We start from the raw sequence: 13806 nt of genomic DNA, 5'->3' as shown, positions 1-13806 counted from the left end.
TCCGGCTCTCGTCCCTCCGACGGAAGAGATCGCAGTCCGCCGGAGGAGCCTCGATGACACCCCCGCAGTATCAGTACCGCCAGGTGCCCGCCCAGGTGGACCTGCCCGCGCTGGAGCACGCCGTGCTCGACTTCTGGCGCGAGAGCAAGGTCTTCGCCAAGAGCCTCGCCCAGTCCGAGGGCCGCCCCGAGTGGGTCTTCTACGAGGGCCCGCCGACCGCCAACGGCATGCCCGGCGCCCATCACATCGAGGCCCGCGTCTTCAAGGACGTCTTCCCCCGGTTCCGCACCATGAACGGCTACCACGTCGCCCGCAAGGCCGGCTGGGACTGTCACGGGCTGCCGGTCGAGCTGGCCGTCGAGAAGGAGCTGGGCTTCTCCGGCAAGAAGGACATCGAGGCGTACGGCATCGCCGAGTTCAACGCCAAGTGCCGGGAGTCGGTGAGCCGTCACACGGACGCCTTCGCCGAGCTGACCGACCGCATGGGCTACTGGGTCGACATGGACGACGCCTACTGGACCATGAAGCCCGAGTACATCGACTCGGTGTGGTGGTCGCTGAAGGAGATCTTCGGCAAGGGCATGCTCGTCCAGGACCACCGGGTCGCCCCCTGGTGCCCCCGCTGCGGCACCGGTCTCTCCGACCACGAGCTGGCGCAGGGGTACGAGACGGTCGTGGACCCCTCGGTCTTCGTCCGCTTCCCGCTGACCTCGGGACCGCTGGCCGGCGAGGCCGCGCTGCTGGTGTGGACGACCACCCCGTGGACGCTGGTGTCGAACACCGCCGTCGCCGCGCACCCCGAGGTCGCCTATGTGGTGGCCACGGACGGCACGGAGAAGCTCGTCGTCGCCGAACCGCTGGTGGAGAAGGCGCTCGGCGAGGGCTGGGAGACCACGGGCCAGTCCTTCACCGGCGCCGAGATGGAGCGCTGGACGTACGAGCGCCCCTTCGACCTGGTCGAGTTCCCGGCAAAGGCGCACTACGTCGTCAACGCCGAGTACGTCACCACCTCCGACGGCACCGGTCTGGTCCACCAGTCCCCCGCCTTCGGCGAGGACGACCTCAAGGTCTGCCGCGCCTACGGCCTGCCGGTCGTGAACCCGGTCCGCCCTGACGGCACCTTCGAGGAGGATGTGCCGCTGGTCGGCGGGGTCTTCTTCAAGAAGGCCGACGAGCGGCTGACCGCCGACCTCCAGGAGCGCGGCCGGCTCTTCCGCCACATCCCGTACGAGCACAGCTACCCGCACTGCTGGCGCTGTCACACCGCGCTGCTCTACTACGCGCAGCCGTCCTGGTACATCCGCACCACCGCGGTCAAGGACCGGCTGATCGAGGAGAACGAGAACACCAACTGGTTCCCCGACACGGTCAAGCACGGCCGCTTCGGCGACTGGCTGAACAACAACATCGACTGGGCGCTCTCCCGCAACCGGTACTGGGGCACCCCGCTGCCGATCTGGCGCTGTGAGGAGAACCACCTCACCTGTGTGGGCTCGCGCGCCGAGCTGACCGAGCTGACCGGCTCCGACCAGTCCTCGCTCGACCCGCACCGGCCGTTCATCGACGAGGTGACCTTCGACTGCCCGCAGTGCTCCGGCACCGCGACCCGCGTCCCCGAGGTGATCGACGCCTGGTACGACGCCGGCGCGATGCCGTTCGCGCAGTGGGGATACCCGTACCAGAACAAGGACGTCTTCGAGAAGCGCTACCCGGCGCAGTTCATCTCGGAGGCCATCGACCAGACCCGCGGGTGGTTCTACACCCTGATGGCGGTCGGCACCCTGGTCTTCGACAAGTCCTCGTACGAGAACGTCGTCTGCCTCGGGCACATCCTCGCCGAGGACGGCCGGAAGATGTCCAAGCACCTGGGGAACATCCTTCAGCCGATCCCGCTGATGGACCAGCACGGCGCGGACGCGGTCCGCTGGTTCATGGCGGCCGGCGGCTCGCCGTGGTCCGCGCGCCGGGTCGGGCACAGCACGATCCAGGAGGTCGTGCGGAAGACCCTGCTGACGTACTGGAACACCGTGGCCTTCCAGGCGCTGTACGCGCGCACCTCCGGCTGGGCCCCCTCGGCCGCCGACCCGGCCCCGGCCGGGCGGACGGTGCTGGACCGCTGGCTGCTGAGCGAGCTGAACGCGCTGGTGGACCAGGTCACCCAGGCGATGGAGAGCTTCGACACCCAGCGGGCCGGAAAGCTGCTCTCCTCCTTCGTGGACGATCTGTCGAACTGGTACGTGCGCCGGTCGCGCCGCCGCTTCTGGCAGGGCGACCCGGCCGCGCTGCGCACGCTGCACGACGTCATCGAGACAGTCACCCGGCTGATGGCCCCGCTGACGCCCTTCATCACCGAGCGGGTCTGGCAGGACCTGGTGGTCCCGGTCACCCCGGACGCGCCGGAGTCGGTGCATCTGTCGACCTGGCCGGCGGCGGAGCTGGACGCGATCGACCCGGTGCTCTCCCGTCAGATGACGCTGGTGCGCAGGCTGGTCGAGCTGGGCCGGGCGACCCGCGCCGAGTCCGGGGTGAAGACGCGCCAGCCGCTGTCCCGCGCGCTGGTCGCGGCGACGGGCTTCGACGCGCTCCCGCCGGAGCTGCGCGCGCAGATCACGGAGGAGCTGAACGTCTCCTCGCTCGCCTCGCTCTCCGAGGTGGGCGGCTCCCTGGTCGACACGACGGCGAAGGCGAACTTCCGCGCGCTGGGCAAGCGTTTCGGCAAGGGCGTCCAGGCCGTGGCCAAGGCGGTCGCGGAGGCGGACGCCGCCGCGCTGTCGCTGGCGCTGCGCGAGGGCACGGCCTCCGTCGAGGTCGACGGCGAGAGCGTGACGCTCTCCCCGGACGAGGTCATCATCACCGAGACTCCCCGGGAGGGCTGGTCGGTGGCCTCGGACTCGGGCGCGACAGTGGCGCTGGATCTGGAGATCACTCCGGAACTGCGGCTGGCGGGGCTGGCCCGTGACGCGATCCGGCTGATCCAGGAGGCCCGCAAGAACAGCGGTCTCGATGTGGCCGACCGGATCTCGGTGGTGTGGACGTCCTCCGACGACTCCACCACCGAGGCGCTCACGGCGCACGCGCCCCTGATCGCGGACGAGGTGCTGGCGACGGACTTCACCCGATCGGCCCCGGGCGACGGCTTCGGCGAGGCCTTCACCGACGGGCCGCTGGCGCTCACCTTCCATCTGCGCAAGGTGTAGCTCCGAACAAGCGTGGGGGCCGGGATCCGAGAAGGGTCCCGGCCCCCACGCGTTTGCCCTGAACCGGAAGCCGTACGGCACACGACATGGGGCCGGGCCCAGGACATTCGTCCCGGGCCCGGCCCCATGTCTGCCGACGGCTACGCGCTCACTTCAGCGCGCGCGTACCGCTCAGTTGTCGTCCTCGTCGATCAGGAAACCGCGCATCGGCGCGGGCGCCTGCTGCATCGGCTGCGGAGCCTGCGGCCTGACCGGAGCCATCGGCTGGGTCATCGCCGGAGACATCTGCTGCTGGCCGCCGTACGAAGGACCGCCGCCCATCGGCGGGTTGCCGCCCATGGACTGGCCCATCGACGGAGCGCCGCCCATCGCGTGACCCATCGAGGGGGCGCCCGCGGACGCCATCGACGGGGACGGCGGCAGGGAGGCCGCCGACGGGGTGCGCGGCGGGGCCAGCGAGTCGTCGGCCTGAGTCTCCAGCTGACGCAGCTGGCTCTCCAGGTACGACTTCAGCCTGGTGCGGTACTCACGCTCGAAGCCCCGCAGGTCCTCGACCTTGCGCTCCAGCGTGGCGCGCGCGGACTCCAGGGAGCCCATCGCGACGCGGTGCTTCTCCTGCGCGTCCCGCTCCAGCGCGTCGGCCTTGGCGCGGGCGTCCCGCTCCAGGCCCTCGGCGCGCGAACGAGCCTCGCCGACGATCTTGTTGGCCTCGGAACGGGCCTCCGCGATCGCCTGGTCGGCGGTCTGCTGAGCCAGCGAGAGGACTCGGGCGGCGCTGTCGCCGCCGGGGCCCTGAGCGGGCTGCTGCATCTGCTGACCGTGGCCGCCCATCGGGCCGCCCTGCATGTTGCCGCCCTGCATCGGGCCGCCCATGGGACCGCCCTGCATGTTGCCGCCCTGCATGGGACCGCCCATGGGGCCGCCCTGCATGTTGCCGCCCTGCATCGGACCGCCCTGCATGTTGCCACCGGGGCCGCCCATGGGGTTGCCGTGGCTGGGACCCGCCGGCAGCTGAGGAGCTCCACCGGGCAGCTGGGGGGGACCCATCTGCGGGGGCTGCTGCTGCTGGACGGGGGGGCCCGATATGGCGGCGGGCACCGGTGCGCCCGGTCCCCCGCGGCCGTCCTGCGGCTCCGGGGGTTTGCGCATGCCCTGCTGTTGCTGGTTCTGCGCGGCCGCACGAGTAGCGGCGGCCAACTTGGCCCGCAGATCCTCGTTCTCGCGGAGCAAACGGGTCAATTCAGACTCGACCTCGTCGAGGAAGGCATCGACCTCGTCCTCGTCATAGCCTTCTCGGAGGCGGACGGTCGTGAACTGCTTGTTCCGCACGTCCTCAGGAGTCAGCGGCATCTCTTCTTCACCTCTACGTAGTCGTCGGCAGTCGGCAAGACCGTATCGTCCACAGTTCCCTCCCTCATCTCGCGAAGCGACCCACGATATTGAGCAGGATGTAGACGATGATCATCAGAACGAAGAAGGACAGGTCGAGTGCCACGCCCCCGAGACGCAACGGCGGGATGAACCGCCGAAGAAGCTTGAGCGGTGGATCGGTGACAGTGTAGGTGGCCTCAAGGACGACCACCATCGCCTTACCGGGTTGCCATGAACGGGCGAACTGGAAGACATAGTCCATGACCAGCCGGAAAATCAGCACGACGAGGAAACACAACAGCGCGATGTAGACCACCTGTAGTGCGACGCCCATCCCGCGCTTCTCCCCTGTGCTCTCGTGGTCCGGCCGTGCGGCCGGGTCGTCCCGGTGTGATGCTTCTCAGCTCTGGTTGAAGAAACCGCCCTCTGCGATACGGGCCTTGTCCTCCGCCGTGACATCGACGTTAGCAGGCGACAACAGGAACACCTTCTGTGTCACCCGCTCAATGCTGCCATGCAGACCGAAGACAAGTCCCGCGGCAAAGTCGACAAGTCGCTTTGCGTCGGTGTCGTCCATCTCGGTCAGATTCATGATCACCGGAGTCCCCTCGCGGAAGTGTTCCCCGATGGTACGGGCCTCGTTGTAGGTCCGGGGGTGCAATGTGGTGATGCGGTAGGGCTCCCGCTCGGACACGACCTTGGGCATGATCACCGGCGCGTTCTTCTCCAGGCTCGGACGTTCAGGTGTGATGGACGCCACGGGGGCGATTCGCGCCGGACGTCCGTTTTCTGCGGGTAGCGAAGCGGGAACGGACATCGGCTCGCGCTGCGGCGGCGGCTGCACCGCCCGTACCGGTTCCTCACGTTCGACCTGATGCGGGGGCTGGTGCCGGCGGTGTTCCCGCTCGGGCTCCGGCTCGGGTTCGAAGTCGTCGTCGGGGTCAAAACCCCGGCCGTCGTACCCATCGTCCTCCACGAGGCCGAGGTAGACCGCCATCTTGCGCATCGCGCCGGCCATGCTCTGAGTCCTCCGCTCTGTGGTGGATCGGCCTTTGTCACCAAGTGCCCGCGATCCACTGGGTCTGCCCGCTTTGCTGCGGTAATGACCATATTTTCTGCTGTGGTCCGACTTCTTGGCGACGTTACCCGAGCCGGGGACGGACTCCGAGTACCGCAGTGCCGACGCGCACATGTGTCGCCCCCGCCGCCACGGCTTCCTCAAGGTCCGAGCTCATCCCCGCCGAGACCATGTTGGCAGCAGGATGCCCGACGCGCAGGCCGGATGAGAATTCCATCAGCCGCTCGAACGCGTCCCGTTGCCGTCCCGCGTACGCTCCGGCGAGGGGCGCGACGGTCATCAGCCCGTCGAGACGCAGCCCTGACGCGGCGTCAATCGCGGCGGCCAGTTCACCGATTCCGTCCGGTGCGACCCCGCCGCGCTCCCCGCGTGCGCCGGCGTCCGCGTCCAGCGCGACCTGGATCAGGCAGCCCAGCTCCCGGCCGGCGCGGACGGCCGCGGCGGAGAGTGCCGTGACAAGTTTCATCCGATCGATCGACTGCACCACATCGGCATAACCAACCACGGAACGGACTTTATTGGTCTGAAGCTGACCGACAAAGTGCCATTTCAGATCGAGATCGGCGCATTCGGCGGCCTTCGGAGCGGCGTCCTGGTCGCGGTTCTCGGCGACATTCCTCACACCGAGTTCATGCAGAAGGCGGACGTCGCTCGCGGGGTAGGTCTTGGTGACGACGATGAGCGTCACCTCTTCGCGCGCGCGGCCGGAGGCGGCGCAGGCGGAGGCGATACGTTCCTCCACGAGCGCCAGATTCGCGGCCAGTTCGGCGCGCCGGGCCGCGAGGTCGCCGGCGTTCCGATCGTCGGCATTCCGACCGGCGGCGTTCCGACCGGTGGCGTCGTGCTCCGTCATGCTGCGCTCTCTTCTGCGGGGGAAGGGGCTTCCGTCTCCCCGGAGAGCGGTGCCAGCCAGACATATCCGGCGAGCCGCCCGGTGGTGCGGTCGCGGCGGTACGAGTAGTGGTCCTTGGATTCCAGGGTGCAGAACCGGGAGGCCCTCCGGTCGCGCACCCCGGCGGCGGCGAGCTGGGCGTGGACCCCGGCGACGACGTCGACCGCCGGGGTGCCCCAACTGGTCTCGGACCAGGCGGCCGGTTCGACCGCGGCCACCTCCGCCCGCATCTTCTCGGGGACTTCGTAGCACCGGCCGCAGACCGCGGGGCCGGTGCGGGCCATGATCCGGTCCGGCCGGGCGCCGGCCGAGACCATCGCGGCGACCGTCTCCGGGACGATTCCGGCGGCCATGCCGGGCCGGCCCGCGTGGGCGGCGGCCACCACTCCGGCGACCGGATCGGCCAGCAGGACCGGGACGCAGTCGGCGGTCAGCACCGCGAGGGCGAGCCCGCGCCGGGCGGTGACCAGCGCGTCCACCGAGGGAACGGCCGCTTCTCCCCAGGGTCCTTCGACCCGGGCGACATCCTTGCCGTGGACCTGGTTCATCCAGACCACCAGCTCCGGGTCGATGCCCAGCGCCCGGGCGGCGATCGCCCGGTTGGCGCGTACGGCCCCGGGCTCGTCGCCGACCGCGCCGCCGAGATTCAGCTCCTCGTACGGAACGGCGCTCACCCCGCCCCACCGGTCGGTGAAGGCGAAGTGCGCGCCGTTCGCGTGTATCGCGTCGTGCCCCACGGTCACTTCAAGAAGTCCGGTACATCCAGCTCTTCGACCGAGGTGTCCGCGTAGGGACGGGCCGGGGGAACCTGGGCGGACGAGGAGTGGTCGTTCGAGAGCGGGGCGGGCTCGGGCTTGGGCTCCTCGCGGACCGGCACCGTGCCGAGGCCGCCGGTCTGGCGCGGGCTCTCGGCGCGGGCGGGCGGAGCCTGCGGCTCCTCGCGCTTGCCGGAGGCCGAGCCGAGGACGGTGTCCCGGCGGGCCGGCGGCTGTCCGCCGTCGAACCCGGCCGCGATGACCGTGACCCTGACCTCGTCGCCGAGGGCGTCGTCGATGACGGCACCGAAGATGATGTTGGCCTCGGGGTGCGCCGCCTCGCTGACCAGCTGGGCCGCCTCATTGATCTCGAAGAGCCCCAGGTCGGAGCCGCCCGAGATGGAGAGCAGCACTCCGCGCGCCCCGTCGATGGACGCCTCCAGCAGCGGCGAGGAGATCGCCATCTCGGCGGCGGCCACCGCGCGGTCGTCGCCGCGGGCCGAGCCGATGCCCATGAGAGCGGATCCGGCCTCGGACATCACGGACTTGACGTCGGCGAAGTCGAGGTTGATCAGACCCGGTGTGGTGATCAGATCGGTGATGCCCTGGACGCCCGAGAGCAGCACCTGGTCGGCGGACTTGAACGCGTCCAGCACGCTGACCTGGCGGTCCGAGATGGACAGCAGTCGGTCGTTGGGGATGACGATGAGGGTGTCGACCTCTTCGCGGAGCTCGGCGATGCCGTCCTCCGCCTGGTTGGCGCGACGGCGGCCCTCGAAGGTGAACGGGCGGGTGACCACGCCGATCGTCAGCGCGCCCAGCGAGCGGGCGATGTTGGCCACGACGGGCGCGCCGCCGGTGCCGGTGCCGCCGCCCTCTCCGGCGGTGACGAAGACCATGTCGGCCCCCTTGAGGACCTCCTCGATCTCCTCACGGTGGTCCTCTGCCGCCTTGCGGCCGACGGCCGGGTTGGCTCCGGCGCCGAGGCCCCTGGTGAGTTCCCTGCCGACGTCGAGCTTGACGTCGGCGTCGCTCATCAACAGTGCCTGAGCATCGGTGTTGATGGCGATGAACTCGACGCCCTTGAGGCCGACCTCGATCATTCGGTTGATGGCATTGACACCACCGCCGCCGACACCGATGACCTTGATGACTGCGAGGTAGTTCTGCGGTGCTGCCACGTCGAAGGCCTCTCGCCTCGAGATACGTGTCGTCACCGCGCGGTCTGCGCGCCATGACGACGGATGCCGATGGGACGGTCCGAAACGCCGACCCGAACCCTAACGTTGAAGTTTAGGGTTACCAGTGTGTCTGTTCGTTGGACTCTCCGGACAGGACACTAAGTCGGCAAGTGGCGCGTGTTCAACGAACACGCCGAACCTCCCGTTTTTCTTTTCACCCTATGTGATCAGCCATTGCGCTGACCAGCCAGGGCCCCGGCCAGGGCATTCGCGAGTCAACTCGCGGACGCCGCAGGGGCGGTGGGTGCGCTCACATCGAAGTGCCGGGCCTTCGGCGCGGCTTTCATCAGCGCGGTGAGCGCCCGGGACTTGGCCTCGCCGTCCTCGGGGCTGCCCCAGAGAACGGTTCGCCTCCCGGTCAACTCCACCACAATGTAGTCGTATGAACGGACCGCGACGGTACGCGCGTCCGCCGCGACCTTCGCGGGCAGCTCGCTCCGGACGCGTACCGCCTCCTCGGTCAGCCGGTCCAGGTCGAACCGGCGCAGACTCGGGGAGTCGTCCACCTCCAGTTCGAGCAGCGGGATGCCTTTGGGTGCTTTGTCCACCGTGGCGAACCGATGGCCCCCGGCGTCCACTTCGATGAACCGCTCGCCCTTCCCCAGGAGCAGCACGGGCTTTCGCTCGGTCACCCGCAGGGTGACGCCGCTCGGCCAGGACCGCGACACCTCCACCGAGTCGACGCGGGGCAGCCGGGTGCGCAGCCGGTCCTCGATGCCGTCCGTGTCGACGGAGACCACCGGCGCGCCCATGGGCACCCCGGCGGCCCCGGTCACCTGCCGGTGCGTCAGGACGTCCGTGCCGGTGACCCGCACCCGCTCCACGCGCAGCCAGGAGGACCCGTAGAGGGCCCAGAGCGCGCCCCCCAGGAGCGCCGCGACCGCCAGGGCGATCAGCAGGACGCGACGGCCGGGAAGGCGCGGGAAGCGGCGTCCGTCCGATGCGCCGGAGGGCGGACCGGAGGCCCCTCGCGGACGGCGTGAGGGGGTGCGCGCCCCGCGTTCGGCGGTGGTGGGTCCGGCCACGCTCCGGTCTCCTTCCGTCAGCGGCGCCCCGCGGTCCGGGACTCCCCCGGACCGCGCCGCCTCACGCCTGCCGGCGTGCCGCGATCGCCTCGTACACCATGCCGACCAGCAGGTCGTCGGCGTCCCTGCGGCCGAATTCGGCGGCCGCGCGGGACATCTCGTACAGCCTGTGCGGATCGGCGAGCACCGGCAGGACATTGGCCTGGACCCACTGGGGCGTCAGTTCGGCGTCGTCGACCAGCAGTCCGCCGCCGGCCTTGACCACCGGCTGGGCGTTGAGCCGCTGTTCGCCGTTGCCGATGGGCAGCGGGACATAGGCGGCGGGCAGCCCGACGGCGGAGAGTTCGGCGACGGTCATCGCGCCCGCGCGGCAGAGCATCATGTCGGCGGCCGCGTAGGCGAGGTCCATCCGGTCCACATACGGTACCGGGATGTACGGCGGCATTCCGGGCATGTTGTCCACATGCGGCAGTTCGTTCTTGGGGCCGACCGCGTGCAGGATCTGGATGCCGGAGCGCTGGAGCGCGGGCGCGGCCTGCTGGACGACCTCATTGAGCCGGCGCGCTCCCTGGGAGCCGCCGGAGACCAGCAGGGTGGGCAGATTGGGGTCGAGCCCGAACGCGGCGCGCGCCTCGGGGCGCACTCGGGCGCGGTCGAGGGTGGCGATGGTGTAGCGCAGCGGGATGCCGATGTAGCGGGAGTTGCGCAGCTTGCTGTCGGGGGTGGCGACGGCCACTCCGGCGGCGTACCGGGATCCGATCTTGTTGGCGAGCCCGGGGCGGGCGTTGGCCTCGTGGACCACGATCGGCACTCCGCGCCGCTTGGCGGCGAGATAGCCGGGCAGGGCCACATAGCCGCCGAAGCCGACGACGCAGTCCGCCTTGGTGCGCTCCAGGATCTGCTCGGCGGCCTTGATGGTGCCGCGCAGCCGTCCCGGGACGGTGATCAGCTCCGGGGTCGGCTTGCGGGGCAGTGGGACGGCGGGGATGAGGGCCAGCTCGTAGCCGCGTTCGGGGACGAGTCTGGTCTCCAGTCCGCGTTCCGTGCCGAGGGCCGTGATCCCCACGGTGGGGTCCTGCCTGCGCAGGGCGTCCGCGAGGGCGAGCGCGGGCTCGATGTGGCCGGCGGTCCCCCCACCGGCGAGTACGACATGCACCGAAATTCACCGCTCTCCGGACGGACGCTTCTTGACGCGCCGTCTCATCGTCTTCCATCTCACCCCTGGCCTCCGCATGGCCAGGGCCGCCTTCGCGGCGGGATCCTCTCGCGCGAAGGCGATCAGCAGTCCGATCGCGAACATGGACGGCAGCAGGGCCGACCCTCCGTAGGAGAACAGCGGGAGCGGCACACCGGCGATCGGCAGCAGACCGAGCACCGCACCGATGTTGACCATGGCCTGGGCCATGATCCAGGTGGTCACACCTCCCGCCGCGTACCTCACGAAGGGGTCCTCCGTGCGTCCGGCCACGCGGATACCCGCATAGCCTAGAGCCGCGAAGAGGGCGAGCACCGACAGCGTCCCCGCCAACCCCAGTTCCTCACCGGCGATGGCGAAGATGAAATCGGTGTGGGGTTCGGGGAGTTGACCCCATTTTTCCACACTGGCACCCAGTCCGGATCCAAACCATCCGCCGGAGGCCAGAGCGTAGATTCCATGGACGGCCTGCCAGCATTCGCCCTTGGGACCGAGATCGATGGCTCCGACGCACATCAGCCGTGACATCCGGTTCTCGCTGGTCCTGATGAGCATGAAGCCCACCAGCGCAGCGACGGAGAGCACCCCGGCGAAGAGCCGGGTGGGGGCTCCGGCGAGCCAGAGCAGTCCGAAGAGGATGGCCGTGAGGATGATCGCGGTGCCCATGTCGCCGCCGAGCATGATCAGGCCGAGGAGCATGAAGGCGACCGGGACGAGCGGGACCAGCATGTGTTTCCACTGGTTCAGCAGTCTTCTGTCCTGTTTGCGGGCGAGCAGGTCCGCCCCCCACAGGATCAGGGCGAGTTTGCCGAACTCGCTGGGCTGGAGCTGGAAGGGGCCGCCGAGGGAGAGCCAGTTCTGGTTGCCGCCGACCGATTCCCCTATCCCGGGGATCTGGACGAGGATCATCAGGAAGACGGTCACCGTCAGCAGCGGATAGGCCAGGGCGCGGTGCAGCCGGGAGGGCAGCCGGGAGGCGAGCAGCAGCAGTCCGGTGCCGATGACGGCGGCGAGGAACTGCTTGCGGAAGAAGTAGGAGCCGGGGAGGGAGAGCGACAGCGCCTTGATCATCGAGGCGGAGTAGACCATCACCAGCCCGAGCACGGTGATCAGCATCGCGCTGCCGAGGATGACGTAGTACGCGGTCAGCGGGCGGTCCCAGGCCCTGCGGACCCGTTCGTACGCCCGGCGCAGACCGCGGCCGCGCGGCGGTCCTGAGGAGGCGGGGGCGCGGCCCGTGCCCCGGGCCGGGGCCCGGCCGCCGCGCGCCGGGCCCGCCGCGCGCAGAGCGAGTCCGGGGCGGTGCGCCGGGGCCGGGGCCATGCCCGCGAGGGCGGGAGCCGGGACGAGGGCCCGGGCCCGCCCGGCGAGGTGTTCGGCCAGCTCCCGCGCGGTACGGGCGGGTGTCCGTGCCGTACGGGCGGGTGTCCGTACGGTGTTGTCGGCGCGGGCAGCCGGGAACGCGGACCGGGTACGGCCCTCTCCCGTGGCGGCGGTGGTGTCATCGGCCGGCATGGACGCTGTCCCCTCCAGTCGTGCCCGAGGTGTGCCGGGGTCCCGGGGCCGTTCCCCGGGCGCCCGGCACGGCGTGGCGGACGGGGCCGGTCAGGCGCGCTCGTCGGCGAGTGCGCGAACGGCCTCCGCGAACGCCTCGCCCCGCTTGTTGTAATTGACGAACATGTCCATCGAGGCGCAGGCCGGGGCCAGCAGGACCGTGTCCCCGGGCCGGGCGAGCCGGGCCGCCTCCGCGACCGCCGCCGGCATCGCCCCAGTGTCGGTCCGGTCGAGGTCCACGACCGGGACCTGCGGGGCGTGTCGCGCGAGCGCTTCCCTGATCAGCGCACGGTCCGCGCCGATCAGCACGGCCCCGCGGAGCCGCTTCGCCGACTTCCGCACCAGCTCGTCGAAGGACGCGCCCTTGGCGAGTCCGCCCGCGATCCACACGATGGGGTCGTAGGCGGCGAGGGAGGCCTCGGCGGCGTGGGTGTTGGTGGCCTTGGAGTCGTCGACGTAGGCGACCTCGGCGATGTCGGCGACCTTCTCGATCCGGTGCGGATCGGGCCGGAAGGCGCGCAGCCCGTCGCGGACCGCCGCGGCGGGGACGCCGTAGGCGCGGGCCAGGGCCGCCGCCGCGAGGGCGTTGGCGATGTTGTGCGGGGCCGGCGGGTCGACGTCCGCGACCTCGGCCAGCTCCTGGGCGTGCTCCCGGCGGTTCTCGACGAAGGCGCGGTCGACCAGGATGCCGTCCACGACGCCGAGCTGAGAGGGGCCGGGGGTGCCGAGGGTGAAGCCGATCGCCCGGCAGCCCTCCTCGACGTCGGCCTCGCGCACCAGGTCCTCGGTGGCGGGGTCGGCGGCGTTGTAGACGCAGGCGACGGTGTTGCCCTCGTAGACCCGGCCCTTGTCGGCGGTGTAGGCCGCCATGGAGCCGTGCCAGTCGATGTGGTCCGGCGCGAGGTTGAGCACGGCGGCGGAGTGGGCGCGGAGCGAGGGCGACCAGTGGAGCTGGTAGCTGGAGAGTTCGACGGCAAGTACGTCGTACTCCTCGTCGCCGAGTACGGCGTCCAGCAGCGAGACGCCGATGTTGCCGACGGCGGCCGTGCGCAGGCCCGCCGCTTGAAGGATCGCGGCGAGCATGCGCACGGTGGTGGTCTTGCCGTTGGTGCCGGTGACCGCGAGCCAGGGGGCCGGGGTCCGGCCGGGGCGGCTCTCACGGAGCCGCCAGGCCAGCTCCACATCGCCCCAGACCTCCACGCCCGCCTCGGCGGCGGCCTTGAAGAGGGGCTTGTCCGGCTGCCAGCCGGGGGTGGTGACGACGAGTTCGGCGCCCTCGGGCAGGGTGGCCCCGTCGCCGAGGCGCACCGTGACGCCCAGCGCCCGCAGCTCGGCCGCCTGGGTCCGGGAGCGCTCGTCGTCGCCGTCGTTGACGACGGTGACCAGCGCGCCCAGACCGTGCAGAACCTTCGCCGCGGGGATCCCGGAGACTCCGAGACCGGCCACGGTGACCCGCTTGCCCCGCCACTGCTCCGTACTCACTCGCACCGCTCCGTAC

Annotated in this window: 11 protein-coding genes; 1 reads left to right on the top strand and 10 read right to left on the bottom strand. The window is 70.5% G+C overall.

Annotated features, from left to right (window positions below; translation table 11 throughout):
- Positions 1-53 precede the first annotated feature (53 nt).
- Positions 54-3197, top strand: coding sequence for an isoleucine--tRNA ligase (gene ileS, locus IE247_RS27455; RefSeq protein WP_190125992.1), 3144 nt, complete (start codon positions 54-56; stop codon positions 3195-3197).
- A gap of 171 nt (positions 3198-3368) precedes the next feature.
- Here ileS and IE247_RS27450 read toward each other — a convergent pair whose 3' ends face one another.
- The 10 genes from IE247_RS27450 to murD form a co-directional block, all read right to left on the bottom strand.
- The gene (locus IE247_RS27450) at positions 3369-4547 is read right to left on the bottom strand and encodes a DivIVA domain-containing protein (RefSeq protein ID WP_190125991.1); all 1179 of its coding nucleotides are present in this window, start codon (positions 4545-4547) and stop codon (positions 3369-3371) included.
- 64 nt (positions 4548-4611) lie between these two features.
- Positions 4612-4902 carry a YggT family protein gene (locus IE247_RS27445; protein ID WP_190125990.1) on the bottom strand — a complete coding sequence of 97 codons (291 nt, stop codon included), beginning with the start codon at positions 4900-4902 and terminating at the stop codon, positions 4612-4614.
- A gap of 66 nt (positions 4903-4968) precedes the next feature.
- Positions 4969-5586 carry a cell division protein SepF gene (locus IE247_RS27440; RefSeq protein ID WP_190125989.1) on the bottom strand — a complete coding sequence of 206 codons (618 nt, stop codon included), beginning with the start codon at positions 5584-5586 and terminating at the stop codon, positions 4969-4971.
- Between the two features lie 124 nt (positions 5587-5710).
- Positions 5711-6388: a YggS family pyridoxal phosphate-dependent enzyme gene (locus tag IE247_RS27435; RefSeq protein ID WP_229869387.1), complete on the bottom strand. Its 678-nt coding sequence runs from the start codon at positions 6386-6388 to the stop codon at positions 5711-5713.
- Positions 6389-6495: 107 nt separating this feature from the next.
- A complete protein-coding gene (gene pgeF / locus IE247_RS27430) occupies positions 6496-7281 on the bottom strand; it encodes a peptidoglycan editing factor PgeF (RefSeq protein ID WP_190125987.1) in 786 nt (261 codons plus the stop codon).
- Entirely contained in the window at positions 7278-8474 is a 1197-nt protein-coding gene (gene ftsZ / locus IE247_RS27425; RefSeq protein WP_190125986.1) for a cell division protein FtsZ, read from the bottom strand. The genes pgeF and ftsZ overlap by 4 nt, the downstream gene beginning before the upstream one ends.
- A 275-nt stretch (positions 8475-8749) precedes the next feature.
- Positions 8750-9559: a cell division protein FtsQ/DivIB gene (locus tag IE247_RS27420; protein WP_190125985.1), complete on the bottom strand. Its 810-nt coding sequence runs from the start codon at positions 9557-9559 to the stop codon at positions 8750-8752.
- 61 nt (positions 9560-9620) lie between these two features.
- Positions 9621-10715 (bottom strand): undecaprenyldiphospho-muramoylpentapeptide beta-N-acetylglucosaminyltransferase, encoded by a 1095-nt coding sequence (murG, locus tag IE247_RS27415; protein WP_190125984.1) that lies wholly within the window; start codon positions 10713-10715, stop codon positions 9621-9623.
- A 6-nt stretch (positions 10716-10721) separates the two neighbouring features.
- Positions 10722-12077: a putative lipid II flippase FtsW gene (gene ftsW / locus IE247_RS27410; protein ID WP_190126060.1), complete on the bottom strand. Its 1356-nt coding sequence runs from the start codon at positions 12075-12077 to the stop codon at positions 10722-10724.
- Positions 12078-12359: 282 nt separating this feature from the next.
- Complete coding sequence (gene murD / locus IE247_RS27405) at positions 12360-13790, bottom strand: UDP-N-acetylmuramoyl-L-alanine--D-glutamate ligase (RefSeq protein WP_190125983.1); 1431 nt, start codon at positions 13788-13790, stop codon at positions 12360-12362.
- Positions 13791-13806 lie beyond the last annotated feature (16 nt).

The organism is Streptomyces inusitatus, assembly GCF_014651115.1.
GTDB lineage: Bacteria > Actinomycetota > Actinomycetes > Streptomycetales > Streptomycetaceae > Streptomyces > Streptomyces amakusaensis.
Note: the sequence above shows the minus strand (reverse complement) of the source record. Positions and strands in the feature narration are given on the sequence as shown.